The 26,484-nt window shown below is 68.7% G+C and carries 21 protein-coding genes; 6 read left to right on the plus strand and 15 right to left on the minus strand.

The features are described from left to right. The first annotated feature begins 48 nt into the window (after positions 1 to 48). Complete coding sequence (locus BCL67_RS08545) at positions 49 to 2,778, plus strand: AAA family ATPase (RefSeq protein WP_106123030.1); 2,730 nt, start codon at positions 49 to 51, stop codon at positions 2,776 to 2,778. Positions 2,779 to 2,800: 22 nt separating this feature from the next. Here BCL67_RS08545 and BCL67_RS08550 read toward each other — a convergent pair whose 3' ends face one another. The 7 genes from BCL67_RS08550 to nrdH form a co-directional block, all read right to left on the minus strand. Beyond that, a complete protein-coding gene (locus BCL67_RS08550) occupies positions 2,801 to 3,424 on the minus strand; it encodes a hypothetical protein (protein WP_106123031.1) in 624 nt (207 codons plus the stop codon). Positions 3,425 to 3,462: 38 nt separating this feature from the next. Next, a complete protein-coding gene (locus tag BCL67_RS08555; protein ID WP_106123032.1) occupies positions 3,463 to 4,248 on the minus strand; it encodes a MerR family transcriptional regulator in 786 nt (261 codons plus the stop codon). 14 nt (positions 4,249 to 4,262) lie between these two features. After that, a complete protein-coding gene (locus BCL67_RS08560) occupies positions 4,263 to 4,451 on the minus strand; it encodes a hypothetical protein (protein ID WP_106123033.1) in 189 nt (62 codons plus the stop codon). 294 nt (positions 4,452 to 4,745) lie between these two features. Continuing rightward, complete coding sequence (nrdF, locus tag BCL67_RS08565; protein WP_106123034.1) at positions 4,746 to 5,720, minus strand: class 1b ribonucleoside-diphosphate reductase subunit beta; 975 nt, start codon at positions 5,718 to 5,720, stop codon at positions 4,746 to 4,748. Between the two features lie 75 nt (positions 5,721 to 5,795). Then, positions 5,796 to 7,940, minus strand: a complete 2,145-nt coding sequence (gene nrdE / locus BCL67_RS08570; RefSeq protein ID WP_106123035.1) for a class 1b ribonucleoside-diphosphate reductase subunit alpha — start codon at positions 7,938 to 7,940, stop codon at positions 5,796 to 5,798. A 41-nt stretch (positions 7,941 to 7,981) separates the two neighbouring features. Beyond that, the gene (gene nrdI, locus BCL67_RS08575) at positions 7,982 to 8,410 is read right to left on the minus strand and encodes a class Ib ribonucleoside-diphosphate reductase assembly flavoprotein NrdI (protein ID WP_258174907.1); all 429 of its coding nucleotides are present in this window, start codon (positions 8,408 to 8,410) and stop codon (positions 7,982 to 7,984) included. 7 nt (positions 8,411 to 8,417) lie between these two features. Then, positions 8,418 to 8,669 carry a glutaredoxin-like protein NrdH gene (nrdH, locus tag BCL67_RS15610; RefSeq protein ID WP_146131116.1) on the minus strand — a complete coding sequence of 84 codons (252 nt, stop codon included), beginning with the start codon at positions 8,667 to 8,669 and terminating at the stop codon, positions 8,418 to 8,420. 541 nt (positions 8,670 to 9,210) lie between these two features. Here nrdH and BCL67_RS08585 point away from each other — a divergent pair. Then, positions 9,211 to 10,200, plus strand: coding sequence for a GTP pyrophosphokinase (locus BCL67_RS08585; protein WP_258174909.1), 990 nt, complete (start codon positions 9,211 to 9,213; stop codon positions 10,198 to 10,200). A gap of 104 nt (positions 10,201 to 10,304) precedes the next feature. On the opposite strand, the gene BCL67_RS08590 is transcribed toward BCL67_RS08585, so the two are convergent. From BCL67_RS08590 to chrA, 4 genes are all read right to left on the minus strand, one after another. Then, positions 10,305 to 11,219, minus strand: coding sequence for a bifunctional hydroxymethylpyrimidine kinase/phosphomethylpyrimidine kinase (locus BCL67_RS08590; RefSeq protein ID WP_106123038.1), 915 nt, complete (start codon positions 11,217 to 11,219; stop codon positions 10,305 to 10,307). 85 nt (positions 11,220 to 11,304) lie between these two features. Then, the gene (locus tag BCL67_RS08595; protein ID WP_106123039.1) at positions 11,305 to 13,080 is read right to left on the minus strand and encodes a gamma-glutamyltransferase; all 1,776 of its coding nucleotides are present in this window, start codon (positions 13,078 to 13,080) and stop codon (positions 11,305 to 11,307) included. Between the two features lie 12 nt (positions 13,081 to 13,092). Next, on the minus strand, positions 13,093 to 14,253 hold the full coding sequence (locus BCL67_RS08600; protein WP_106123040.1) for a DUF418 domain-containing protein: 1,161 nt from the start codon (positions 14,251 to 14,253) through the stop codon (positions 13,093 to 13,095). Between the two features lie 98 nt (positions 14,254 to 14,351). Then, entirely contained in the window at positions 14,352 to 15,584 is a 1,233-nt protein-coding gene (chrA, locus tag BCL67_RS08605) for a chromate efflux transporter (protein ID WP_106123041.1), read from the minus strand. A 101-nt stretch (positions 15,585 to 15,685) separates the two neighbouring features. On the opposite strand from chrA, the gene BCL67_RS15615 reads away from it, so the two are divergent. From BCL67_RS15615 to BCL67_RS08620, 4 genes are read left to right on the plus strand one after another with little or no spacing between them, the layout of a single operon-like run. Then, positions 15,686 to 16,258, plus strand: a complete 573-nt coding sequence (locus BCL67_RS15615) for a hypothetical protein (RefSeq protein WP_219886464.1) — start codon at positions 15,686 to 15,688, stop codon at positions 16,256 to 16,258. A 3-nt stretch (positions 16,259 to 16,261) separates the two neighbouring features. After that, positions 16,262 to 16,849 carry a hypothetical protein gene (locus tag BCL67_RS15620; protein WP_219886466.1) on the plus strand — a complete coding sequence of 196 codons (588 nt, stop codon included), beginning with the start codon at positions 16,262 to 16,264 and terminating at the stop codon, positions 16,847 to 16,849. Positions 16,850 to 16,857: 8 nt separating this feature from the next. Beyond that, on the plus strand, positions 16,858 to 18,777 hold the full coding sequence (locus tag BCL67_RS08615) for an ABC transporter ATP-binding protein (RefSeq protein WP_146131117.1): 1,920 nt from the start codon (positions 16,858 to 16,860) through the stop codon (positions 18,775 to 18,777). Beyond that, a complete protein-coding gene (locus tag BCL67_RS08620) occupies positions 18,774 to 20,456 on the plus strand; it encodes an amino acid ABC transporter ATP-binding/permease protein (protein WP_106123043.1) in 1,683 nt (560 codons plus the stop codon). Before BCL67_RS08615 ends, BCL67_RS08620 begins: the two co-directional genes overlap by 4 nt. On the opposite strand, the gene BCL67_RS08625 is transcribed toward BCL67_RS08620, so the two are convergent. The 4 genes from BCL67_RS08625 to mptB (BCL67_RS08640) all read right to left on the minus strand — a co-directional run bounded on the left by BCL67_RS08625 (position 20,422) and on the right by mptB (BCL67_RS08640) (position 26,481). Continuing rightward, entirely contained in the window at positions 20,422 to 21,474 is a 1,053-nt protein-coding gene (locus tag BCL67_RS08625) for an AEC family transporter (RefSeq protein ID WP_106123044.1), read from the minus strand. The two genes, BCL67_RS08620 and BCL67_RS08625, sit on opposite strands and share 35 nt — an antisense overlap. Positions 21,475 to 21,546: 72 nt before the next feature. Then, a complete protein-coding gene (locus BCL67_RS08630) occupies positions 21,547 to 22,992 on the minus strand; it encodes a glycosyltransferase family 87 protein (protein ID WP_258174911.1) in 1,446 nt (481 codons plus the stop codon). Continuing rightward, the gene (gene mptB, locus BCL67_RS08635) at positions 22,989 to 24,632 is read right to left on the minus strand and encodes a polyprenol phosphomannose-dependent alpha 1,6 mannosyltransferase MptB (protein WP_106123046.1); all 1,644 of its coding nucleotides are present in this window, start codon (positions 24,630 to 24,632) and stop codon (positions 22,989 to 22,991) included. The genes BCL67_RS08630 and mptB (BCL67_RS08635) overlap by 4 nt, the downstream gene beginning before the upstream one ends. Continuing rightward, positions 24,622 to 26,481 carry a polyprenol phosphomannose-dependent alpha 1,6 mannosyltransferase MptB gene (mptB, locus tag BCL67_RS08640; RefSeq protein WP_181255948.1) on the minus strand — a complete coding sequence of 620 codons (1,860 nt, stop codon included), beginning with the start codon at positions 26,479 to 26,481 and terminating at the stop codon, positions 24,622 to 24,624. Before mptB (BCL67_RS08640) ends, mptB (BCL67_RS08635) begins: the two co-directional genes overlap by 11 nt. Between the last annotated feature and the right edge of the window lie 3 nt (positions 26,482 to 26,484).

A 26,484-nucleotide genomic window follows, 5' to 3' on the forward strand; every position in this document is an offset into this window, starting at 1 on the left:
AGGCACAGGGTTTGATGCGGGTCGTTCCTGAGAGGAAGGAGACGACCGTTGCTTCTAGGTCGGCACGCCGAGTGCCGTCGGGTCGAGCAGCTGCTGGGTGAGGCGAGAGCCGGGCGCAGCGGCGCGCTTGTGGTGCGCGGCGAGGCCGGCGTCGGCAAGACGGCCCTCTTGGAGCACCTGCACACCAGCGCCGAGGAGCTCGGCTTCCGCATCGATACCTCCACAGGCATCGAGGCGGAGACGCAGTTCGCGTACGCGGGTCTGCATCAGCTGTGTGCTCCCCTGCTCGACCAGATGCCCTCGCTGCCGGAGCCGCAGCAGCTGGCCCTCGGCGTCGCGCTCGGTCGCGAGGCCGGGTCCACGCCCGATAGATTCCTGGTCGGCCTGGCAGCTCTGGGGCTGTTCTCCGAGGCGGCCGAGAAGCACGGGCTGCTGTGTCTCGTCGATGACGCCCAGTGGCTCGATCCCGCGTCGGCCGAGGTGCTCGCCTTCGTCGCACGCCGGATCGGGGCCGAACGGGTGGCCATGGTGTTCGGCGTTCGCGACGACGAGCCCGGAGGCGCGGTCTTCGCCGGCCTGCCCGAACTGCCTCTGAGGAGACTCGGCGACACGGATGCCCGTCTGCTGCTGGACTCGGTCGTCCCGGTTCCCCTCGACGACGAGGTCCGGGAACGGATCATCGCGGAGACTCGCGGACATCCGCTCGCCCTGGTCGAGCTTCCCTCCCACACCCCGCCGGCCCGACTTGCCGGCGGGTTCCAGCAGCCGGACCTCTCGGACGTCTCCAGTCGGGTGCAGACCGAGTATCGAAATCGGTCGCAGGGGCTCCCTGAGGAGAGTCAGCGGCTGCTGCTGCTCGCCGCGGCCGATCCGACCGGGGATCCCACCCTGCTCCAGCGCGCCGCCGAGCATTCCGGGATCGGGGAAGGCTCGGCGTTTCCCGCCGAGTCGGCGGGGCTCTTCGAGATCGGTCCCCGGGTGCGCTTCCGGCATCCCCTCGTGCGATCGGCCGTCTATCGGGCGGCGGACCCGGCCGATCGTCGCCGCGCGCACGCGGCTCTGGCGGCTGTCACCGATCCGACCTCGGAGCCGGATCGTCGGGCTTGGCACGCGGCCCAGGCGACCTCCGGGGTCGACGAGCGCGTCGCCGGGGACCTCGAGCGATCAGCCACCCGCGCCAGGGCGCGTGGAGGCTATGCCGCCGCGGGAGCGTTCCTGCTGCGATCGACCCAGCTGACCCCGAATCCGGCCGTCCGGGCAGCACGCGCCCTGGAGGCGGCGCACGCCGTGCACGAGTCGGGTGCCTCCGACACCGCGCTGGATCTTCTCACGACGGCGGAAGCGGGCCCGCTCGATCCCGCTCAGCGCGCACGGCTTTCCCTGCTGCGCGCGCAGATCAGCTTCCATCTGAGCCGGGATCAGACGGTTCCGGAGATGCTCCTGGGTGCCGCACGCGATGTGGCCGCCTTTGATCCGGACCTGGCTCACGAGTCACATCTCCACGCCCTCGATGCGGCTCTGGTCATCGGTGGTCCGACGTCGCGGATCGTCGCCGAGGCGGCCCTCGCGGATTCCTCCCTCACACTCGTCGGCCGACCGGTCGATCGGCTGCTGCGCGCACTGTCAGCCACGATGGTCCGGGGATTCGCCGAGGGTGTTCCTGTGCTCCGCGACGCACTGCGAGCGGTGTGCGATGCCGATCCCTCCGGTGCCCCGGCAGGGCAGTACCCCTCCTGGCTCTGGCTCGCGGCACGTGCTGCCGTCGGCATCCTGGACGATGACCTGGCCTATCGACTCGCGGAGGCGAACGTCCGATCGGCGCGGGCGGAAGGAGCGCTGTCGGGACTCGCCAGCGCGCTCAACTTCCACGCCAACATCCTTGCGCTCGGCGGTGAGCTCACCCGCGCCGGTGAGATGGCAGGGCGGTCGATCGCCATCTCGGAATCCATCGGCGGCGTGCCGATGCGTCACGCCGAAACCATCGTCGCCGCCTGGCGTGGTGACGCTGACACCGTCGCGAGGCTCCAGGAGCTCACCGTGCGGGATCGCGGCAATCCTCCGGAAGGAGCGGAGGTCGCGCTGGCAGCCTACGCCAGCGCTGTGGTGTCCAACGCCCTGGGCGACTACGAGAAGGCGCAGCGAGCCGCCACTATGACCTGCGAGTGTGTCGCACTGTCACTGAGCAGCGTGGGCCTGGCGGAGCTGATCGAGGCATCCACCCGCACCGGTGATCCGCCCAGCGCCGCCCGGGCCCTCGAGGAGCTGAGCACCCGTGCCGATGCCTGCGGGACGCCGTGGGCCCGGGGACTTCAGGCGCGCTCGCGTGCATTGACGCTCTCCGGCCCCTCGGCCGAGGCACACTACCGCGCCGCGATCACGCATCTTGAAGACTCACGGCTGACCGGCGAGTCTGCGCGGGCCCACCTGGTCTACGGCGAATGGCTGCGGCGCCAGGGCCGCCGTCAGGAGGCCCGGAAGGAGCTGCGGATGGCGCACGATCTCCTCTCGCGCATCGGCGCGGACGCGTTCGCCGCGCGAGCGGCGAAGGAGCTCCGGGCGACCGGTGAGCACCCACGTCGTCGCACGACGCCATCGACCGGTGAGCTCACCGCCCAGGAGCTGCAGGTTGCGCGGCAGGTGGCCACCGGAGCCACCTCCCGGGAAGTGGGTGCGCAGCTGTTCCTGAGCCCCCGCACGATCGAGGCGCACCTGCGGAGCATCTACCGCAAGCTCGGGATCAGATCGCGTCGCGAGCTGAGGGAGTTTCCGCTGTCCTGACGCCCCGGGGTGGGTGCCCCGGTCAACCGAGGGTCTGGTCCGCGCGCACGCGAGTGTCCCGCGATTCCTCCGCATAGCGACGGCGGGTGCCGCGCCGGGATCTGGGAGCTTCTTCACGTGGCCGCGGCAGCGCGATCGTCGAGTCGAATTCGCTGATCACCAGAGCGGCAGTGCTCGCGAAGCTGGCGGCGATGGCGATGACCAGTGAGGGGATGTACGCAGATGGCTCCGGCGGCCATCCGCCGATGAGCCACGGCAGGACGAAGGCGATGAGCACCGCGGCGGTCGTGATCCATTCGTTGAGGATCAGCGGCATCGATGAGCCGGCTCCGCCCCGAGTCAGGACCTGCCGCACTGTCCCGACCGTGGCGGCGAGCAGCATGGCGATCAGCGCGAGAAACGTCAGCGCACCCCAGATCGGCTCGGCGAAGACCAGCACCAGCGGCAGGAGCAGCGGAAGCGAGTAGGCGACGAAGACCCACCGCACGGCGACGCGCATATAGCGGTCGATCGGGATCGTGGTGCTCGTGGCCGACCGGTAGTGGGACAGGTCGAGATAGAAGAAGACCCCGACGATGAACGTGCCGAGCAGAGTCGCCGAGACCCCGGAGACGGCGAGCAGGAACTCCGCGACGTCAACCGGCATGGGTGGATTCCGCGGATCGCTGGGGGCCTTCGTCCAGATCAGACATGAGTTCTCTCTGGAATGCTCAGGCGTTCGTCGTCCGCGGCATCGAACCGAGCCTCCACCCGTTCGCACGCGATCAGACTTGCACGGAAGAGCACGTCCAGCTGCGCCGGGTTGTAGAGATCGGCGATCGCCTCCGAGATCGTCTGCCGGACGACGGATTCACTCCTCGACAGACGCTCGGACTGATTCAGCAGCCAGGGGTAGTCGGCGAGATTCTGCGCGAGGACCGGCGCGAGAAGCTGCACGAGACCTTCCCTGCTCGTCTCGTCGGCGTCCGGCGGGAGGCGGTCTATCTGCGCGCCGAGACGGTCGATCGCCTCGTCGACCTCCACCATGCGTCGCAGGTCAGCCATGGCCTGTGCGTCGTAGAGCTGGCCGGAGATGTGCAGGATCGATCGATCCGACTCCGACAGCCGAGATGCCACCGATTCGAACCCGGCCGGTGCATCGGCGGGAGCGTCCTCGCGCAGAATCGCGGCGAGGTCCGTCCGCGCCTGCTGGAGCCGCTCGATGCCGGCCATCAGCTCCGCGTCCAACTGGTGCAGAACCTCCTGGCCGTCCTCACGGCCGGCCTGCACAGCACCGATCCGCCCCAGCGGCAGACCGAGGCCGACGAGCCGCCGGATCTGGAGCAGCTGCACGAGGTGTCTCACCCCGTACTGCTTGTATCCGTTGGTTCTCCGCTCGGGTTCGTCGAGAAGCCCGAGGCGGTGATAGTGCCGGACCGTGTTCACGGTCGTCGACGCCATGTCCGCGATCTCGCTCGTGCTCCATGCCACAGTGAGTCTCCCTCTCAGGTGTGTCGCGTCGTGACGCCCTCGACCTGGAGGCCGATGATCAGGCAGCCAAGCGCGGCGGCCGCAGTGACGCCGTTCGCCGGGGAGTCATGATTCGCGCCCGAGGCACCGGGCGGCCTTCGTTCCGAACTCGCAGCGGAGGTCGAGACCGGGCGGATTCTCGTGATGTCCAGATACTCGCTCATGCGTGGTCTCCTCCGGGGCAGACCGTTCTGCACGGTCGTGGGCGATGACCACAGGATCGCATCGGCGAGATGAGTCTCGCGTCGGTGAAAGTCACCTAACCGGCGGAACAGGAGTGGGGTGGGGATCGATTCCGGGGTCACCTGAAGGTCAGAGCCGGCGGGAAGCTGTTCTGGACCGCGAACGTGCCCCCGCCCGCCGGTCCCGTCGCAGTGAACACAGAAGAGGCCCGGATCCGCGATATTTCGCGGATCCGGGCCTCTGACCAGAAGTTCTCCGGACCTAGAGAGAAGCGCTCAGAAGTCCCAGTCGTCGTCTTCGGTCTCTTCGGCCTTGCCGATCACGTAGGAGGACCCGGAGCCGGAGAAGAAGTCGTGATTCTCATCGGCGTTCGGGCTCAGCGCGGAAAGGATGGCCGGGTTCACGTCGGTCAGCTCCTTGGGGAACATCGCCTCATAGCCCAGGTTCATCAGGGCCTTGTTGGCGTTGTAGTGCAGGAACTTCTTCACGTCCTCGCTGAGGCCCACGCCGTCGTAGAGGTCGTGGGTGTACTGCAGCTCGTTCTCGTAGAGCTCGTACATCAGCTCGTAGGTGTAGTCCTTGAGCTCCTGCTGACGCTCCGGAGTCTCACGCTCCAGGGCGCGCTGGTACTTGTATCCGATGTAGTAGCCGTGCACGGCCTCGTCGCGGATGATCAGCCGGATGATGTCTGCGGTGTTGGTCAGCTTCGCCCGTGAGGACCAGTGCATCGGCAGGTAGAAGCCGGAGTAGAACAGGAAGGACTCCAAGATGGTGGAGGCCACCCGCTTCTTCAGTCCGTCATCGCCGTGGTAGTAGTCCATGACGATCTGGGCCTTGCGCTGCAGGTTCGCGTTCTCCTTGGACCAGCGGAAGGCCTCGTCGATCTCCTTGGTGGAGCACAGCGTGGAGAAGATCTGCGAGTAGGACTTGGCGTGGACCGATTCCATGAAGGAGATGTTGGTCATCACCGCCTCCTCGTGCTGGGTCAGCGCGTGCGGGATCAGCGCGACCGCGCCGACGGTGCCCTGGATGGTGTCCAGCAGTGTGAGTCCGGTGAAGACCCGCATGGTGAGGGTCTTCTCCTCCTCGGTCAGGGTGGCCCAGGACTGGACGTCGTTGGAGAGCGGGATCTTCTCCGGCAGCCAGAAGTTGTTGACCAGCCGGTTCCAGACCTCGCTGTCCTTCTCGTCTTCGAGGCGGTTCCAGTTGATCGCCTCGACGTGCTCGAGGAGCGCTTTAGATGGTGTCAACGTCAGGAGTCTCTTTCTAGAGGAAGGGGCTTCCGGGACGGGCGGTGATGATCACAGCCCCGATGGGACCGAGGGTCAGAGCATGCAGGAGACGCAGCCGTCGACCTCGGTGCCTTCCAGCGCGAGCTGACGCAGGCGGATGTAGTACAGGGTCTTGATGCCCTTGCGCCACGCGTAGATCTGCGCCTTGTTGATGTCACGGGTGCTGGCGGTGTCCTTGAAGAACAGCGTCAGGGACAGGCCCTGATCCACGTGCTGGGTCGCAGCGGCGTAGGTGTCGATGATCTTCTCGTACCCGATCTCATAGGCATCCTGGTAGTACTCCAGGTTGTCATTGGTCAGGTAGGGGGCCGGATAGTAGACGCGCCCGAGCTTGCCCTCCTTGCGGATCTCGATCTTCGAGGCCACCGGGTGGATCGAGGAGGTCGAGTTGTTGATGTAGGAGATCGAACCGGTGGGCGGCACCGCCTGCAGGTTCTGGTTGTAGATGCCGTGGGCCATGACCGAGGCCTTGAGCTGAAGCCAGTCGGCCTGGGTCGGGATGGCCACGTGGCTGAACAGCGTACGGACCTTCTCGGTGGCCGGAGCCCACTCCTGCTCGGTGTACTTCTCGAAGAACTCACCGCTCGCGTACTGCGAGTTCTCGAAGCCGTCGAACCGCTGACCGGTCTCGATGGAGATCTGGTTCGAGGAGCGCAGCGCGTGGTAGAGCACCGTGTAGAAGTAGATGTTGGTGAAGTCGATGCCCTCGTCGGAGCCGTAGAAGACGCGTTCCCGCGCCAGGTAGCCGTGCAGGTTCATCTGGCCCAGCCCGATGGCGTGTGAGCGCCGGTTGCCCTCAGCGATGGAGGGGACCGAGTTGATGTAGGACATGTCCGAGACGGCGGTCAGCGTGCGGATCGCGGTCTCGATGGTCTGCCCGAAGTCCGGGGAGTCCATCGCCTTGGCGATGTTCATCGACCCCAGGTTGCAGGAGATGTCCTTGCCGATCTCGGAGTAGCTCAGGTCGTCTGCGTACTCGCTGGGCTCTGAGACCTGCAGGATCTCGGAGCAGAGGTTGGACATGGAGATCCGTCCGGCGATCGGGTTGGCCCGGTTCACCGTGTCTTCGAACATCACATACGGGTAGCCGGACTCGAACTGGATCTCGGCCAGGGTCTGGAAGAACTCGCGGGCGTTGATCTTGGTCTTGCGGATCCGCGCGTCGTCGACCATCTCGTGGTACTTCTCGGTCACCGAGATCTCGCTGAACGCCTTGCCGTAGACGCGCTGGACGTCGTAGGGGCTGAACAGGTACATCGGCTCGTTCTTCTTGGCGAGCTCGAAGGTGATGTCGGGGACGACGACGCCGAGCGAGAGCGTCTTGATCCGGATCTTCTCGTCCGCGTTCTCGCGCTTGGTGTCGAGGAAGCGGAAGATGTCCGGGTGGTGGGCGTTGAGGTAGACCGCGCCGGCGCCCTGGCGTGCGCCGAGCTGGTTGGCGTAGGAGAAGGAGTCTTCCAGAAGCTTCATCACCGGGATCACACCGGAGGACTGGTTCTGGATGTGCTTGATCGGGGCGCCGTTCTCGCGGATGTTGGTCAGCGAGAGGGCCACACCTCCCCCGCGCTTGGAGAGCTGCAGGGAGGAGTTGATGGCGCGCGCGATGGACTCCATGTTGTCCTCGATGCGCAGCAGGAAGCAGGAGACCAGCTCGCCGCGCTGCTTCTTGCCCGAGTTCAGGAAGGTCGGGGTCGCGGGCTGGAACCGGCCGGAGATCATCTCATCGACCATCTTCGTCGCCAGCTGCTCGTCGCCGCGGGCCAGGTGCAGCGCGACCATGGTGACCCGATCCTCGTAGCGCTCCAGGTAGCGGTCACCGTCGAAGGTCTTCAGCGCGTAGGAGGTGTAGAACTTGAAGGCGCCCAGGAAGGTCGGGAAGCGGAACTTCGCGGCGTAGGCACGGTCGAAGATGGTGCTGATGAACTCCTTGGAGTACTGCTCCAGGGTCTCGGCCTCGTAGTAGTCGTTCTCGACCAGGTAGCCCAGCTTCTCTTCCAGGTTGTGGAAGAACACGGTGTTGGTGTTCACGTGGTCCAAGAAGTACTGACGGGCCGCGAGCTGGTCGGCCTCGAACTGGATCTCACCATCGGGGCCGTAGAGGTTGAGCATGGCATTGAGCTCGTGGTAGCTCAGACCCTGCCACTGGGCAGGCATGACTTTGGCCAGCGGTGCGTCCATGGAGTCCCTGCCGTGCTGGGTCTGTGCGCTGCTCGCCGCGTTCAGCGGCTTGATTGCTGTTTCCAAAACTCTTCCAATCCCGTCTCGACCGTGGCCACGTCTTCGGGTGTGCCCATCAGTTCAAATCTGTATAGGTGAGGGACTCGGCACTTGGCGGCGACGATGTCACCGGCGATGCAGTAGCTCTCGTGAAAATTCGTGTTGCCCGCGCCGATCACTCCGCGCAGGAGGTTCCTGTTGGACTCGACGTTGAGGAACTTGATGACCTGCTTCGGCACCGAGCCTTCTCCGCCGTCGGCGCCGTAGGAGGGAAGGACCAGGACGAAGGGCTGCTCCGCCGCGAGGGTCTCATCCTTGGTGCGCAGCGGGAGTCTCGCGATCTCTCCTGCCCCGCGCTGAAGCTTCTCCACGAACCGGTGCGTGTTGTTCGACACCGAGGAGAAGTAGATCAGCCGTGCCGTGGTGTTCACGGCTGCATCAGGCGACCGAGCTGATCGCAGCGTGCTGAACGGCCAGCTCGGAGATCTTGTCGGGGCGGAATCCGGACCAGTGGTCGGACTCGGTGATGACCACGGGAGCCTGCATGTAGCCCAGGCCGCGCAGCCGCTCGAGGGCCTCGGCATCCTGGGTGATGTCGACGGTCTCGTAGGTCACGCCGTTCTTGTCCAGGGCGCGGTAAGTGGCGTTGCACTGGACGCATGCGGGCTTGGTGTAGACAGTGACAGACATGAGGATCTCCGATTCAAACGTGACGTTCAGGCGTTGCTCCAATACTACATCTTGGGTTCGCGGATGTCAGCGGACACTAGATGCTGTACTTGCACGCGTGTAGTTCTCCACCGGCCGTCCACAGGGCCTGTGGAGCGCGGGTCCCCTGGAATGGCGGGGAAGTGGACCCCTTGCCGGGTCTTCCTCCACAGCTGTGGACTCCGATACTCCCAAGGAGAAGTTTCTTCGAGCACCGCGTGTCTCGGCGTGTCTGCCCCGGGACATCGGCAGATGTTGCGTCTACATGCCCCATTATTCCCCAGATGTTGTGTTTGGGGTCTCATTCTGGACCGGAGCGGCGCTCGGTGGCCACGGGCCTCTGTCTCCGTGCCCGACGCGGCTCATCCCGGCCATAGTGCCGCGGTCGCGGTGATCACAACGATTGCATAGAGGGACTTCACAGACACTGCACCTAGGGTCGAGAATCGAAGCAGCGGTCCCCTGACCGCCGACTTGCAGCCTCGGGCTGCGAGCCCCGGAAACCCCTAGGAGAACTTCCCCCATGTCCGCTGGACGCGCTCCTGCCACTGACAGTCAGTTTCTTCCCTTCGACACCGATGAGGGGATCTCGCCGAGCACAGGGGTACGGGTACCGCCCAGCAAGGACCTGGCCCGGCAGGCGGAGAAGAAGGTCCAGCGCAGCGAGTCCGACGTCTACCGTCAGCTGCTCTCGGAGCTGCACAGCAGCGCCGGCGAGGAGGGCGCGGGCATGGCGGTGCGGATGGCTGACATCCGGCGGCAGCTCACCGAGTTCCAGCTGCACTACAAGTTCGGCATGGATGAGGTGCTGACCAAGATCAACGTGCTGCGTGAGGAGTTCGAGCACACCCGCGACTACTCCCCCATCGAGCACGTGAACTACCGGCTGAAGTCCCTGGATCGGATCCTGGACAAGGTACAGCGCTACGGCGCCGAGCCCACGCTGGAAAGCATCCGCCATTCCATCCGGGACATCGCCGGGATCCGGATCACCTGCTCCTTCGTCTCTGACGCGTACTGGGTCGCGGAGATGCTGTGCAGCCAGCCCGATCTCCGGGTGGTCGAGGTCAAGGACTACATCCGCACGCCCAAGGTCAACGGCTACCAGAGCCTGCACGTGATCGTGCAGGTCCCGGTCTTCCTCTCCAACCGCACCGAGTTCGTCTACGTGGAGGTCCAGATCCGCACTGTGGCGATGGACTTCTGGGCCTCGCTGGAGCACAAGATCTACTACACCTATGACGGCGAGGTGCCCGGCGACATCCTCGACGAGCTGCGCGACGCCGCCGTCCAGGCCGCGGCGCTGGACCAGCAGATGGCCTCGATCCGGGACCGGGTCACCGCACTGAAGGATCAGGCCCCGGTCTCGGGACAGGGCGCCACCGGACCGACCCCTCGGGACCGGGCGACCACGGGGGCCTGGTTCCCCTCCGATGACGCGATGGGGACCACCTGGAAGTGGGAGGACATCGCCAAGCACGCCGGCGGGCCGCACGAGGCCCCGCAGAGCTGAGGCATCCGCGCGGGCCCAGCATCGACGGGCCCAGCATCACCTGGCCCGTACCGCCGGATCGGCCGCCGCGGCCCCGCGGACCGAGCGCGTCACTCCGAAGCAGGTCAGTCCCAGAGCTGCGCGAAGTGCTGGATCGGGCCGTGGCCCTGGCCGACGTCGAGGCGCTCAGAGTCCTGAAGCGCTGAAGTCATCCAGTCCTTGACCACCGGAAGCGCGGTGGACCAGCTGTGCCCGCGCGCGGCGAGGGTGGCCAGCGCCGCCGAGACCGAGCATCCGGTCCCGTGGGTGTTCTGCGTGTGGATCCGGGGTGAGAGGAACTGCTCCTCCGCGGGACGCACGCCTGCGCGCTGCGGGTAGACCAGGGTGTCGACGACGTGTTCCTGCGCCGTGGCATCGTCGAGATGTCCTCCCTTGGCCAGCACCACGACCTGATGCTCATCGGCGACGGCGCGGGACTGGGAGATCAGCCCCGTGGGATCGCTGGCAGGCTCGGCCCCGGCCAGCAGGGCGAGTTCTGGCACGTTGGGCGTGATCAGGTCCGCCCGGTGCAGGAACGCGATCAGCGCGGACTCGGCGGCGGCGTCGAGCAGCCGGTCCCCCGAGGTGGCGATCATGACCGGGTCCAGCACCAGCACGGGCCCGGAGCCGTCGACGTCGTCCTGCGCATCCCCGCCGTCACCATCTTCGCCGTCACCATGCCTGCCGTGGCCGAGAGAATCCACCCACTCCGCCACGGTGGTGATGATCTCCTCGGTGCCGAGCATCCCGATCTTGATGGCGTCCAGCGCCACATCGTCGGAGACGGCGTCCAGCTGGGCGCGCAGGAAGCTCACCGGGGGCAGGTGGATCTCTCGCACGCCCCGGGTGTTCTGCGCCACCAGTGCGGTCACCACACACATCCCGTATCCCCGGTGCGCCGCGAAGCTCTTCAGGTCCGCCTGGATCCCGGCCCCACCTGTGGGGTCGGTGCCGGCGATCGAGAGGATGTTGGGGATGCTGCGCGGTGACGTGGTGCTCATGGCTCCATGCTAATCGGTCCGCACGGCTCCCATCGGGCTCTACCGTCGGCGAGCCCGCACGGGGTCATCCACGGGTGGTGCCAGGTCAGTCGATCACGGTGTGGCTGCCCACGCGCCGGTCATCGTCGGCACCGGTGACCTCACCGGTCTCATAATCCACCTCGAGCGCCTGGACCGAGCCGAAGCCGCCCCACTCGTCGGGCCAGACCTGCAGCTCCCAGCCGAGGTCCTCGAGCGCCTCCCTGGTCTCGTCGTCGGGCTCATCGTCGAGGACCAGAAGCTCGTCCTCCGCGATGAGGCGGAAGCGCAGCCCGTCCACGGCCTCCTGCAGCGGCGCGTCCTGCAGCCCCCACTGGGTGAGCACGGTGCCCATGATGTTCAGGATCTGGTGACCACCGGGGGTGCCGATGCCCAGCACCGGGCGCTGCTCGTCGTCGAGGACGATGGTGGGCATCGACCAGGTCACCGACTTCCGGCCGGCCTCTGGTCGGTTCGCCGGGGAGTCCACGGCCTCGAAACGGCTGAGCTGGTTGTTCAGGAAGAACCCTCCGCTGACCTCGCCTGCGCCCCAGAAGTTGGTCAGGGTGTTGGTCATCGAGACCATGATGCCCTCGTCGTCGATCACCGAGATGTGCGTGGTGTTGGCGTCCCGCGGGGCATCACCCTCAGCTGGTGCGGGCTGCTGCTCCGCGGAGCCCTGGGCGGAGCCTGCGTCGGGATCCTGCGGCGCGGACTGCGTGGAGATCTCGATCGCGGCGTTGGACTCCGCGTCGGTGATCTCCTCCACGGGGACCTCCACGAAGGCGGGGTCGCCGATCTCGGTGAGCACGGTCTCCTCCGCGACCAGCCAGGCCTCGGAGAGGGTCTGGATGTACTCCGCGGAGCCCGGTTCCAGCTCCGCGATGCCCTGAGACTCGGCGATCTGGAGCAGCTGCACCAGGGCCGGGCCGGGCAGCGCGGGCGCGGCGGCGAGCACCTCGTAATCGCCGAACTCTCCGGACACCGGCTCAGACGCGGTGACCTCGTAGTCGGCGAGGGTCTCGGCGTCGATGCCCTCGACCTGGGTCAGCTGCTCGGCGAGGCTGCCGGTGTAGAAGGACTCCCAGCCTTCCGCGGCCAGGGTCTCCAGCGTGCTGGCGAGCTCGGTCTGGACCAGCTGTTCTCCGCTGGCCAGGGGCTCGCCGTCGACCTCGAAGGGTTCCACCCCGTCGATGGCCTCCGGGCCGAGGTCCTCGGTCATCCGGCTGGCCAGGAAGTCATAGACCTCGAAGCCCTCGGACGCGAGCTGCTGTGCGGGCTGGATCAGCCGATCCCATTCCAGGCTTCCGTGCTCCTGGTGCAGGCGTCCCATGCCGGCGACGAAGCCTGGTGCTCCGATGCCGGTCTCGGGGATCTCTCCGTCCACGCCCACCATCTCGCGGTAGTCGTAGAACAGCGGTTCGCCGTTCTGTCCGGCGATGACCACTGAGCCGCCGCCGCCGAGGCCCGAGGCGAAGGGCTCGACCACCGACATCGCGAAGGCCGCGGCGATGGCGGCATCGATGGAGTTTCCGCCGTCGGTGAGGACCTGTTCTCCGGCCTCGACGGCGAGCGGGTGCCCGGCGCTGACCCCCTGCTGGGTGAGCGTGTCCTCCACCGGTTCAGGGGTGCTGGTGGGCTCCTGCAGCTCTTCGCTGGGCGCCGGCGGCGGGGGCGGAGGCGGCTCCTCCTCGGTGGCGCAGGCGGCCAGCAGCCCGAAGGTGGCCAGCAGCGCGGTGGTCTGCGCGGCTCGCCGCGCGACCATCGCGCGACGGGTGGACGGCGGGCCGCTCTGGTGGTGTCTCGGCGCGTGGGTGTGCGGCGGGCGGTTCTTCGGCTGCATGTTTCGTCTCCCTCAGGAAGGCGTCGGCTTCTGTTCCATGGATGATCCGGGCTTGGCCCGGCGGGGGTAGGGGCGGGCGAGCTTCCGGCGGCGGTGACGTTCGGGGACGCGGTAGCTGACCCGCAGGAACGCTGGGGTCTTGCGCAGCAGCGCCTCCAGTGGGCCGTAGCGGAAGTTCGCCATCCAGACGACGGCGAAGAGGATCAGGCCCAGCATGATCGCGCAGCTGATCAGGAAGCCCTGCAGCGGCTCCTGGGGTCCGGGGTAGATGAAGAGCGCGATGACCACCAGGTGCGCGGTGTAGGCCGTGAGCGGCATCTGTCCCACCGCGACCAGCAGCCGGATCCGCTGGTTGAAGTAGGGCACGACGATGAGCAGGATCCCCAGCACCATCACCGCGGTGCCGCTGGCGCTGATCAGCCACAGCGGCATCTGGGAGTGCCCGACGGCAGAGATCATCCGGTCGAATCCGACCTCCGTGGTGTCTGGCTCGCCGAGCACCCGCACCAGCACCTCGGAGGCTCCGAAGGCGCCGAACCCGGCGATGGCGCCCACATAGACCAGCCGCCGCTGCACCTTGGCGTTGCCCAGCGGCTGGCGGCCCAGCCAGACCCCGAGGAAGAACGGGGCGATCCAGACCACCAGCGGGTAGGGGCCTGAGATCAGGATGGCGCCGAGGATCTCGAACGGAGAGTCCCCGATCTGGGCCGGCTCGATGTGGAAATCGGTGCGCTGCCGCGCCAGGATCCAGAGCACCGGGCCCAGCAGCGCGGAGGCGGTGGCGGACCAGAACAGCCACCGGGTGGACATCTTGACCATGAACGCGGCCAGGAAGAACAGCGCCGCGTAGGTGGAGAGGATCACGTTGACCCCGTGCTCCAGGGTCTGGAGTCCCAGCCCCAGTCCCAGCAGCAGCAGGCCGCGCCAGAGCAGCGTGCTGCGTCGGGTGATGCCCTTGGTCAGCGAGCGGCGGGCCAGGAAGGTCACCCCGATCCCGGCGAGGACCACGAAGAGGATCGAGGCCCGGCCGTTGAGCGCCCGCACGATCCAGGAGGCCCAGCCGTCGTCGTTATAAGGACCGACGTTGACGATGATCATGCCGAACACGGCGGCGGCGCGCGCCACGTCGAGGGCATACAGACGACTCAGTCCGCGAGCTTGGGAGCTCAGCATGCGGCAGGGTCCTCCTCGCCAAAGCGGTCAAGTACCTCAGAACTGTACCTCTCGGTCCTGTCCATCGGCTTGAGGTCTGCTCTCCGGCCAGTCGGGCCTCAGAGCAGCACGGCGCCGATCAGGCCGGCCGCGATCACCACGGCCCAGGCCGGGACGCGCCAGCTGTTCAGCGCCACGAAGGCGAGCACGGCGAGCACCAGCGCCTCGATCCCCACCTCGAGCACCCCGGAGGTGAAGACCGGGGTGTAGAGCGCAGCGGCCAGGATTCCGACGACGCCGGCGTTGACTCCCATCAGCGCCTTCTGCGCCGAGGAGTTCCCGCGCAGCCGTTCCCAGAAGGGCAGCGCCGCGATGACCAGCAGCCCGGCGGGCAGGAAGATGGCCAGCACCGCGACGGCGGCGCCGATCAGGCCGGAGGGCTCGCCGGTGCTGGAGGCGCCCAGGAACCCGGCGAAGGTGAACAGCGGGCCCGGCACGGCCTGGGCGGCCCCGTACCCGGCGAGGAAGACCTCCGGGTCCACCAGGTTCGGCACGGTCTCGGCCTGCAGCAGCGGCAGCACGACGTGTCCGCCGCCGAAGACCAGCGACCCGGCCCGGTAGAAGGAGTCGACCATCGCCGCCCATCCCGCTCCGGTGAGCGCGGCAAGCACCGGCAGACCGGCCAGCAGCGCGAAGAACAGGCTCAGGGCGGTCCAGGAGGCGCCCCGGGAGACCCGCACCGGGAAGGCATCCTTCGGCTCGGGTCCGGCCTCCGGGCTGCGCAGCCAGAAGAACCCGATCACGCCGGCGAGCAGGATCGCGCCCACGGTGATGAAGGGGTTCGGCACCAGCAGCACCAGGACCATCGCGGCGGCGGCGATGGACGCGCGCGGGGCGTCCGGGGTCAGGGTCTTCGCCATCGAGAGCACCGCATGGGCCACCACCGCCACTGCCGCGGCCTTAAGCCCGTCGATCCAGCCCGCCTCGGCGAGATTGCCGGCATGCTGGACCCCCAGCGCGAAGGCCACCAGCAGCACGACCGAGGGCATGGTGAAGGCGAACCAGGCGGCGATCATCCCGGGGTACCCGGCGCGCTGCAGCCCCAGAGCCATGCCCACCTGGCTCGACGCCGGGCCGGGCAGGAACTGACACAGGCCCACGAGATCGGCGTAGGCCTTCTCGGTGAGCCAGCGACGCCGGGTGACGAAGGCGTCGCGGAAGTAGGCCAGGTGCGCCACGGGGCCGCCGAAGGAGGTCAGTCCGAGTCGGAGGAAGACCAGGAACACCTCTGCGACGGTGCCGGGATGTCGGGAGGCGGCGGGGCCGGCGTCGTCCGTTGAATGCTCAGTCATCAGCGCACACACTCGGGCAGGAAGGTTAACAGCAGTTGAACAGACCGGGTGGACCGGTTGGTACTGTTCAGCCCACGCGACTCTTGGGAATGGGGACATCTATGCGACTCTCTGCCGAGGCTCTGGCTCCGCTGCTGCACGGCGCGCTGGAGCACGAGGTCACCTCGCGGGGCCTGCTGCCCTGGCGGCTGCCCGCCGCCGCCCGGCGACAGACCACCGACCCTGGAGTCGCGCGCGTCGCGGCGGAGCCCAGCGGGGTGCACCTCGACTTCCGCACCGAGGCCACCGATATCGTGCTCCTCACCCACCCGACGCGGGAGCTCACCGGCGACGAGGCCGTCGACGCCGCCGTCTACGACGTGGTCGTCGACGGGGAGCTCTATGCCCAGCTCCGCGCGCCGGTCCAGGGCGTCGGCACCACCCGGCGCGGGGACCCGATCACCGGCGAGGTCGCCAGCACCGGCGGCGCGGACGCCCGGATCGAGCTGCTGCCGCTGCCTCCGGGCACCCACGACGTGCAGATCTGGCTGCCGCACGAGGAGCGGACCGAGCTCATCGGGCTCGAGACCGACGCCGAGCTGAGCCCCAGCGTCGCTGCGGGGAAGACCCGCTGGCTGCACCACGGCAGCTCGATCAGCCACGGCTTCGCGGTCTCCCACCCGACCGGCACCTAGCCCGTGGTCGCCGCCCGCACGGCCGGGGTCCGGCTGACCAACCTCGGGCTCGCCGGTCAGGCGATGCTGGACCCGTTCACGGCCCGGACCATCCGCGCGGCGGAGGCCGACGTGATCAGTCTCAAGCTGGGGATCAACATCACCAACGGAGACACCATGCGGCTGCGCACCTTCATCCCGGCGGTGCACGGCTTCCTCGACACCATCCGCGAGGGCCGCCACGCGCAGACCCCGCTGCTGCTGATCTCCCCGCTCCACTGCGCGATCCAGGAGACCCGGCCCGGCCCGCTGCAGATGGAGCTGCTGGAATCCGGGCGTCGCTTCACCTCGATGGGAAGCTCGGAGGACGTGGCCTCCGGCAAGCTCACCCTGCAGGTGATCCGCCGCACGCTGCGCGAGATCGTCGAGGTGCGCCGTGAGGATGATCCGGGGCTGCACTTCCTCGACGGCCTCGAGCTCTTCGGGGAGGCCGACGAGGCCGAGCTGCCGATGAGTGATCAGCTGCATCCCGACACCGAGGCGCAGCTGCGCATCGGGCGGCGCTTCGCGAATGTTGCACTCGCCCCCGGGGGGCCGCTGAACCTGGGATGATCGGAGGCGTGCTTCTGCAAGACATGCCTCCGCGCGCCTGGATCACCACCGCCCTGCAATGGGTCCGCACAATCGCGCTGACCACCCTGTTCCTCGCGCTCGGCCGGGTCCTGGATGCCGCGCTCGACGAAGCCGACACCACCGGCGCGCTGATCCTCGGTGCGGTCGCAGGTGCAGTGGCGGTGACCTGCTCGGGCATCGCCGCGGCCGTGCCGCCGCGGCTCCGGGCGGTGGAGGAGCAGCGCTGGCGCGGCAGCGGCATCCGGGCAGCACTTGACCGTGATCCGGCGGCCGCAGCCTCTGGCGCCTCCACTGGCCCCGCGCGGCCCACTTCCCCCGGTCACGCCGCCGCAGTCGGTGGGCCTCCGCACGGTCGCACCGACGGTGCCCGACCTGGTGCCGGCCCCAGTGGCGGCCGACCCGGTGGCGGGCCCCCTGGTGGCGGACGACCCGGCACGGGTGAGGCCGACCTGCTCACCGGCGGCGTGGAGCGGATCGCGGAATACCGCGCGGAGTTCCTGGGTCCGGCACTGGCGGCGTTCACCGCCCCGGCGCTGGTGCTGCTGATGCTGGGGATCTTCGTGGACCCGGTGATCGCCGTCGTGCTGCTGGTGCTGGTGCTGCTGGTCCCGGTGCTGGTCCGGTTCTTCCTCGCGCGCTTCCGCGGACCCACCGCGGCCTACCGCCGTCTCGCGGGGCAGGCCACGGCGAAGTTCCAGGAGGTGCTGCGCTCGCTCGGCGGCCTGGTGCTGCTCGGAGCCGAGGACGCCGGCCGGCGCAGCGTGGCCGAAGCCGCCGCGGCCCTGCGGGTCCAGGCGGTGGCCCTGCTCAAGCGCAGCCAGCTGATGATCCTGGTCAACGATGCGCTCTTCTCCCTGGTGATGATCACCGCCGCCGTGGCACTGGCCCTGTGGCGCTTCGACGGCGGAATGATCACCGCCGGCGGGTTCCTCGCCGTGGTGCTGCTCGCCACGCTGCTCTATGAACCGATCGACAAGCTCGGCCGCTCCTTCTACGTGGCCATGGCCGGGCGGACTCAGCAGGGCCTGTTCACCCAGACGCTCACGACGCCGACGTCGACAACATCGACAACACCCTCGACGACGTCGCCCGGTGCCGCCTCGGCGGATCTTCCTGCGGCAGAGACGCCGACGGAGACACCGACGGTGACACCGAGCCTGACGTCGGACGAACCCGCCCCCGAACGTGCCGAGCTGCTGCGCCTGGAGGATCTCGGCGTGGAGCGCGGCGGACGCAGCGTGCTGCGCGGGGTCACACTCAGCGTCCCGCGCGGCGCCGCGGTCGCCGTCGTCGGCCCCTCCGGTGCCGGCAAGTCCACCTTGGCCGCGGTGCTCCAGGGGCTGTTCCCCGCAGCGTCGGGCCAGCTGCTGCTCGAAGGACGCCCCGCCGACTCCGCGGCGCTGCAGCAGGCCGCGGTCACGGTGCCGCAGAAGCCGTTCATCTTCTCCGGCACCGTGGCGGAGAACCTCCGCCTGGCCCGCCCGGAGGCCTCCGAGGACCAGCTCTGGGAGGCGCTCGCGCAGGCGCGCCTGGACGCGGAGATCGCCGCGAAGCCGCACGGCCTGGACACCCAGGTCGGCGAGGACGGCGGCTCGCTCTCCGGAGGGCAGATCCGCCGCCTCGCGATCGCCCGTGCCCTGCTCTCCGGCGCGAAGCTGCTGATCCTCGACGAGCCCACCGCTGACCTGGATCGCCGGGCCGAACGCCTGGTCGATGAGTCCCTGCGCAGCCTCGCCGGAGATCACACGCTGGTCATCATCGCGCACCGGCTCGCGACCACCCGCTGGGCCGACCAGGTGCTGGTGCTCGAGGCCGGATCCACCGCGGCGCTGGGCACTCCCGACGAGCTGCTCGCCCAGACCGGCTACTACGCGCAGGCCACTGCAGGCGAAGGAGAAGACCGATGATCGCTCACCTGTTGAAGCTGGCCAAGGGCTCGGCGGGGCTGCTGGGGCTCTCCGCGCTCGCGCGCACGCTGACCCTGCTCTGCGGCGCCGCGCTGCTGGTCTTCCCGGCCTGGCTGGTCGGACGTCTCGCCGACGATCAGGACATCCCGCCGCTGGGCACCGTCATCGCGGTGATGATCGGCCTGGCCGCCGCCAAGGGGCTCACCCGCTACGCCGAGCAGCTCTCCGGGCACACCGCGGCCTTCGCGCTGCTGGAGCAGCTGCGCGTCCGGCTCTACGAGAAGCTGATCCCGCTCGCCCCCGCCGTGACCGCCTCACGGGGCAGCGGCCGGCTGCTCTCGGCCGCCACCCGCGACGTGGACCGGGTCGAGGTCTTCTTCGCGCACACCCTGGCCCCGGTGGTGACAGCGGTGCTGATCCCAGCCGCCGCCGTCGTGCTGACCTGGAGCCTGACCGGCTCCGCGCTCGGAGGCGCGCTGCTGGTCATCTATCTGACCGCTGCGGCCACGTTGATCGGCATCGGACGCCGGGGCGGACGCGCGACCAGCACCGCCCAGGTCCGCGCGCGCGGTGCGCTGGCCCAGGAGATCAGCGACGATCTGCGCGGCCGTGAAGAGATCACGATCTTCGGGGCACAGGAGCAGCGCGCTCAACGGGTGGACCGTCTCGGCGCACAGATCGGCGCAGGCTCCCGCGGCGCCTCGGTGCTGCTGGGACTCCGTGCGGCGGCCGGTCAGGGCTGGCAGGTGCTCGCCCTGTTCGTGCTGCTGCTGCTCGGACTGCCGCAGGCCCAGGACGGCGTGATCGGCTACACCGAGCTGCTGCTGGTGCTGGCCCTGGTGCCCGGCACCGCCCCGGCGCTGGCCGCGATCGAGGCGCTGGGCATCTCGCTGCCGGCGGCCCTGGCCTCCGCGGCGAACCTGCGCGAGCTCGAGGAGAGCGCCCCCGAGGTCACCGAGCCCACCTCCCCGGTTGAGGTGCGCACCGAGCAGGACGGCGCCGCCTCGGTGTCCTTCCGAGCGGTGAGCTTCGGCTACCCCGGCACCGAGCGTGAGGTGCTGCACGACGTCGACCTGCACATCGAGCCGGGGCAGGTGGCCGCCGTCGTCGGAGTCAGCGGATCGGGCAAGTCCACCCTGGCCTCGCTGCTGGCCCGCGTCTGGGACCCGCAGGCCGGTCAGGTCCGGCTCGGCGGCACCGACGTGCGCGACCTCTCCCTGGCCTCGCTGCGCGCGCACATCACCGTGGTGGAGCAACGTCCCGTGATGATCAGCGGCAGCATCCGCGAGAACCTGGTGCTGGGCAGTCCGGGGGCCACCGAGGACCAGATCCTCGCCGCCTGCCGGTCGGCCTGCCTGGCCGCCGACATCGACGCGATGCCCCAGGGCCTGGACACCCAGCTCGGCGCGGAGGGCGCGCGGCTCTCCGGCGGTCAGGCACAGCGGCTGGCGCTGGCCCGCGGGTACCTGCGGCGCAGCCCGGTGCTGATCCTCGATGAGATCACCTCGGCCCAGGATCCGCTCACCCAGGCGGAGATCCTGCGCCGGATGCCCGAGGCCACCAGCGCCACGGTGATCATGATCGCCCACCGCAGCGCCGTGCTGCGCCACGTGGACGCCGTCTACGAGATCGACGCCGGGAAGATCAGAGCAGCAGCTCTGCCAGCAGCGGGAGCGTGAGCAGGCAGGCCAGCGTGCTGGTCACCAGGATCGACGCGGCGAGTCGGCCGTCGCCCTCATACTGCTGGGCGAAGACGTAGACCGTGGTGGACGAGGGCATGGCGGCGATGATGATCAGGGTGCCCGCCCAGATCGGTCCCAGCTGGTCATAGAAGGGCAGCACGGCCAGCCAGGTCAGCACCGGCAGGAGCAGGATCTTGCCCAGCGTGCCCAGCACGATCAGACGCTTGGGCACGCCCCCGCTGCGGATCCCCTCGATCGCGGGATGCAGCGCCAGACCCACGCAGAACAGCGCCAGCGGGACCGCGGTCTGACCGAGCAGGCTCACGGATTCATTGATCATCGCCGGGAGTCCCAGCGGGCTGAAGACCACCAGCAGTGCCAGCGCCATGGCGATGAACACCGGGTTCAGCAGCAGCGCGCGCCTCAGGATCGGCCCGATCTGGGTGCGCAGCAGATGCCCGACGCCGCCGGTCTTCGGCGCGCGCCCCGATCGGCCGGCCGCAGCGGGGACGTCCGTCGACTCTTCGGCGGCGGCCTGCTCGGCCGCGCTGGACTGCTCGGTGCGGGCGGCCACGATGGTGCGGACCAGCGGGTAGCCGTTGAGGTAGATCAGGTTGTGCAGCATGTGCACGATCCCCGCGGCAAGGCCTGCCTCGGGACCGAACACGCTGATCGCCACCGGGATCCCGAAGTATCCGACATTGCCGAAGCTTCCGGCCAGCGAGGTCGACGCCGCGCCCTCCCGTCCCCGGGCGCCGAGCAGATGGCTGCCGTAGTAGAGCCCGACGGAGACCAGCGGCGTGACGACGGCGACGACGGCCACCGCGAGCCACGGGAAGCCCGCGGTGGGCGGAGCGGTGACCATCGCGGTGTAGATGAAGGTGGGCAGCGCGAAGTAGAACAGGAACCCGTTGAGCTGATCCCGGGCGCCCAGGAAGCGCGGGACGAACCCGGCGGCGAACCCGACGCCGATCACCAGGAACATCGGGCCGATGACGGCGAGCATCTCAAGCATCAGGACCTCGTGTGTGGCAGCGGGTGACGGTGGACGTCATGGCCGGTGTGGCGGGCGTGGCGGGCGCCGGCGTCACCAGCGCAGCTTCCATGAGGCCTGCCGGCCGAGGCCGGGCAGAGCGAACGTGTCGGGCCGCCCGCGGGTGACACCGGCCAGCGGGTCGGTCTCCCCCAGATCCGGGTCGCCCGGTGCGGAGGTGAGCCGAGGGAGGCTGCGTACGTCGTCCTCGGGTGCACCGGGGTTCGCGGCGGCGCGCTCAAGCTCACGATCCCGAGCGCGCTCCCGCTCGAGGTCTCGGGTCCGGGTTCGGACGATGTCCTTCTCGGGGTCCAGGATCTCGCGGACCACCTGGACCATCAGGTAGATCAGCGTGGCCATGTGGCCCAGGATCCCGAGATGATACGCCCAGTCGATGAGGACGGTGCCGCCGGCGAACTCCCCGCCGGAGGTGATCTTGGCGCTCATCATCCACACCGAGACCCAGTGGTAGACCTCCGCGATCTGCCAGACCAGGTAGCCGCGGACCTTCGGGCGGGCCAGCACGAGCAGCGGGATCAGCCACATCACGAACTGCGGGGAGTAGACCTTGCCCAGCAGCAGGAAGCTGGCGACGATCAGGAAGGCCAGCTGCGCCATCCGCGGCCGGGTCGGGGCGGCCCAGCCGAGGTAGGCCACGCCGAAGCAGCACAGCAGGAAGAGGCCGTTGGAGAGCAGCGAGAATCCGGCACCGTCCAGCGGCAGCCAGGTGAAGAACAGCCAGACCGAGGAGAAGCTGACGTCGCGCTCGGAGGAGAATCGGTAGAAGGTGGACCACTGCTCGAACTGCAGGAGCATGAAGGGCAGGTTCACCGCCAGCCAGGTGATCACCGCGGCGAGCGTGGTCGCGGCGAAGGAGCGCAGCCGTCCGCTGCGCAGGCACAGCACCAGGATCGCGCCGAGGAAGAACAGCGGGTAGAGCTTCATCGCGGCGCCCAGCCCGATCAGCACTCCGGCCCAGACCGGATGGGACCGTCCCCAGAGCAGCAGCGCCAGCGCGCCGAGGAACACCGCCCACATGTCCCAGTTGATCGAGAGCGAGAGGATGATCCCCGGCGCCAGGGCCACCATCAGTGCGTCCTGGCGGCGATGTCCCGCGGTGGAGTATGCGGTCGCCAGCACCACGCCGAGCCAGCAGAGGACCACGGCGAGGTGGTTGAGGTCGTAGAACGCCAGGATCCGCTCGTCGGTGATGCCCTCCCCGGGGACCAGCAGCGCCAGCACCCCGGCGACCATCACCAGCAGCACCGGGTACTCCATGACCTGATCCGCCGGGACGTCGTCGACGAACGGGAAGAGCCCCTCGGCGAGCCCGCGCTGGCTGAACAGCAGCGAGAAGTCGGAGTAGCACATGTGGATGTGCTGGTCGGGGTCGGTCCAGCCGTTGATCCGGCACCACTGCACGGCCACGACGGACAGCGCGGCGCCGAGGGTGGTGGCGGCGAGCAGCAGCCAGAGCAGTCGGGAGCCGGGGAGCTTCACGTGGTGTCCTTCTCGTAGATGTCCTCGGCCGCCCAGGAGGTGCGCGGCGGGGTCAATCCTCTCAGCCGCTGCCACCCGTGCTGCGCATTCCAGCGCTGGGAGCGTCGCCGCATGTCGAAGAACTCAGTGGTGTTGGGGTCCAGGAAGACCACATAGATCAGATACAGCGTGACCACCGCGATCGCGATGGTGTTGATCGCCGTGGCGTTGATCCACTGGGCCACCGAGAGCTGACCGACCATGGAGAGCAGCACCATCACGGTGAAGACGGTGGTCACCAGCACCAGGACGCGTCCGCGGTAGACATGGACCACCGCGTAGAACGGCAGCAGCCAGAGCAGATACCAGGGCTGGATGATCGAGGAGGTCAGCACCACCACGGTGAGCCCGTAGCCGGCCCAGAGGACCGGGTTCCCGACGGTGCGTCGCAGCAGCATCCACGCGAGCACGCCGCCGGCCGCGGCGCGCGCCAGCGTGTAGACGAAGTCGGTGACCACGGCGGCCTCCACACCGGTCAGCGCCTGCGCGGCGGCGCCGAGTCCGATCCCGATCAGGCCCACCGGTGCGGCCTGCAGCACCGCGGCCCCGGCGCCGAGCGCGGCGGCGATCCAGCCCAGCCCGATGCCCAGCGCCGCGCCGCCGGCGACCAGCAGCACGGCTGCTGACGTGCCGCCGATCGCCCACTCGCGGAACCGATCGCGCAGCGCGGCGGTGCTGCGCAGCGGGAGCAGCAGGATGAACGGCAGCACCACGATGGCGATCGGCTTCACCGCGATCGCCGAGACCACCAGCACGGTGCACAGCAGCCGCCTGCGGCGGAGCCCGGCGAGCGTGCCGGCGAGCATCAGGCCGATCATCAGCGCATCGTTGTGCGCCGCCGGGATGAACACCAGCAGGGTCATCGGGTTCAGCAGGCACACCCACAGCGCCCAGGAGGGCTCCGAGCCGAAGGCCTTCGCCAGGCGCGGGATGCAGTAGAGCATCAGCGCGATGCCGAGCAGGGAAAACATGCGGAACAGCGCGATGGCGATCTCCGGGACCCCGCCGGAGACGAACCAGACCAGCTGCGCGAGCACCAGGAACAGCGGGCCGTAGGGCGACGGGGACTCGGCCCAGAGCCCGTCGGCGCCCTCCATGAACCAGCCGGGAAGCTCAGAGACCCCGTCCTCATACGGGTTCAGTCCCGCGTGCAGCACGCGGCCCTGCGCCAGGTAGGAGAAGACGTCGCGGGAGAAGATCGGCAGGGTGAACATCAGCGGGGTGGCCCACATCAGCAGCGTCCGGAGCATCACCGGGGTCGCCCGGGCGGACCAGGACCCCACCCGCTGGGACAGACGCAGCCAGGACCGCAGGAGCAGCAGCGCACCGAAGACCAGCAGCACCGTGCAGGTGACCACGCCGGCCGTCGTCGTGCGCAGCGGCAGCAGCACCGGGTTCAGCGCCAGCAGCGACTGCGGGGTCATCGCCAGCCAGCCGACCCCCCAGGAGCCGAGCATGATCATGATCGAGGCGAGCAGTCCCTGCCGGGCGGTGTGCGAGGCCGCGGCCTCCTCCCCGCCGATGAGCCAGGCGGTCGGCGGCCACTGGCCAAGGAACGAGCGGGCGCGCAGCGCGTTGCGGGAGACGAGATTAGCGCGCACCTGGCGTGGTCTCCTCTCCCCCGGGCTCGGCGGTCGCTCGTGCGACGGGGTCTGAGACTGGCCCTGAGATCGGCCCGCTGACCTGCCCAGCGACCTGCCTTGTCGTCGGCTTGGCCGGTGCGCCCGCAGCCAGCTGGACCGGGGCGGCGTCGTCGTCGGTGTTCTTCGGGGTCTCGGCAGCGCGGCGGCCGCGCAGCGTGGGCCACTCCCAGCGGACCGCGGGCAGGCCCCAGCCGTCCCAGACCACCCAGCGGGTCTGCCGGTCCAGCAGCGTCAGCCAGATGATGCAGATCCAGGACACGGTGATCGAGAGCGCGAGCATCTGCTGGTCCAGGCCGAGGAACTGGTAGATCGAGAGCTGGTCCGAGGCGCCGAAGGCCAGGAAGAAGATGATCGTGAAGACGACCCACTTGAACTGCCAGTCCTTGCGGATCCCGGTGATCGCGAACAGCGGCAGCAGCCAGAGCAGGTACCACGGCTGGATGATCGGGGAGAGCACCACCAGTGCGGTGAACGCCCAGACCATCCGCTGGACGATGAACTTCTCATCGCCGCGGAACATCAGCCACAGCACCACGATCACCGAGAGGATCCGGCCGGCAACCTTGAACACCTCCAGCGTCCAGCCGCTGTCGAGGCCGAAGGAGCGCAGCAGCGTGCCGAGCCAACCGTCGGCGATGCCGATCGGGGACCAGAAGACGCTGCCGGTGCCGGTGCCGGCCAGCACGGCCAGCCAGCCGAAGCCGTAGCCCTGCACCAGGCCGATGGTGATCATCACGGCGGCGGCGATCCCGGCGGTGAGGAACCAGTAGCTGAACTTCCGCGACCAGGAGGCCCCCGGACCTGCCCAGAGCAGCCCGATGAAGGGCAGCAGCACGATCGTGATCGGCTTGATCCCAATGGAGACCACCACCAGCAGGGTGGCGAGGACTCCCCTGCCGTGAGCGGCGGCGTAGACGCCGGCGAGGGCGAAGCCGACCATGATCGCGTCGTTGTGCGCGCTGGAGATGAAGCTGATGATCAACAGCGGGTTCGCCAGCGTGATCCACTGCGCCCGAGCCGGGTCGATCCCGTGGATCCGGGCCAGCTTGGGCACGAAGACCATCATCATGACCACTCCGCCGACGCAGGCGAGGCGGAAGAGGAAGAGCGCGAGGTCAGGATTGTCGACGGCGACGCCCATCACCGCGGCCTCGAGCCAGAGGAACAGCGGACCGTAGGGGGTCTCCGACTCGGCCCAGAGGATGTCGGTGCCCAGCTGGAACCAGTTGTCCAGGGTCGAGACGCCGGTGGTGTAGGGGTCCTGACCAGCCAGGACCAGCCGGCCCTGGTTGAGGTAGGCGAAGACGTCGCGGGAGAAGATCGGGATCGCGATCAGCTGCGGCAGCGACCAGAGGACGACGGCGGCGTTGACGGTGCGCAGCGACCGGGTGGGCCATTGCTGGCTCGGGTCAGGATTCTCCAGGACCCGGCCGAGCCGCAGCCAGGCGCGCAGCATGACCCAGCAGCCCAGGGTCAGGGCGATGGTGGCGACGACGACGCCGACCGTCTCGGTGCGGAACGCGATGATCCACGGCTGACGCGACAGCGGGGAGACGCTGACCAGCCATCCGACTCCGAAGGAGCCCAGGAGCACCAGCATCGAACCGAGCAGTCCTTCGACCATCGGGGACCAGACGCTCTTGGGGCGCGTGGAGGAGCGCAGGATATGCAGCCAGATGTCTCGCTTGCGCGGCCGGCGCGGTCCGGATTCAGCCTCGGCGGTCTGGGCGGAGGTGCCGAGCCCGACGGCGCCCTCGGCACCAGACGGTGCAGGGCTGTTCTCGGCGGCTCCAGCCTCAGCGCTCATCGC

The organism is Nesterenkonia sandarakina, from assembly GCF_003003175.1.
Lineage (GTDB): Bacteria > Actinomycetota > Actinomycetes > Actinomycetales > Micrococcaceae > Nesterenkonia > Nesterenkonia sandarakina_A.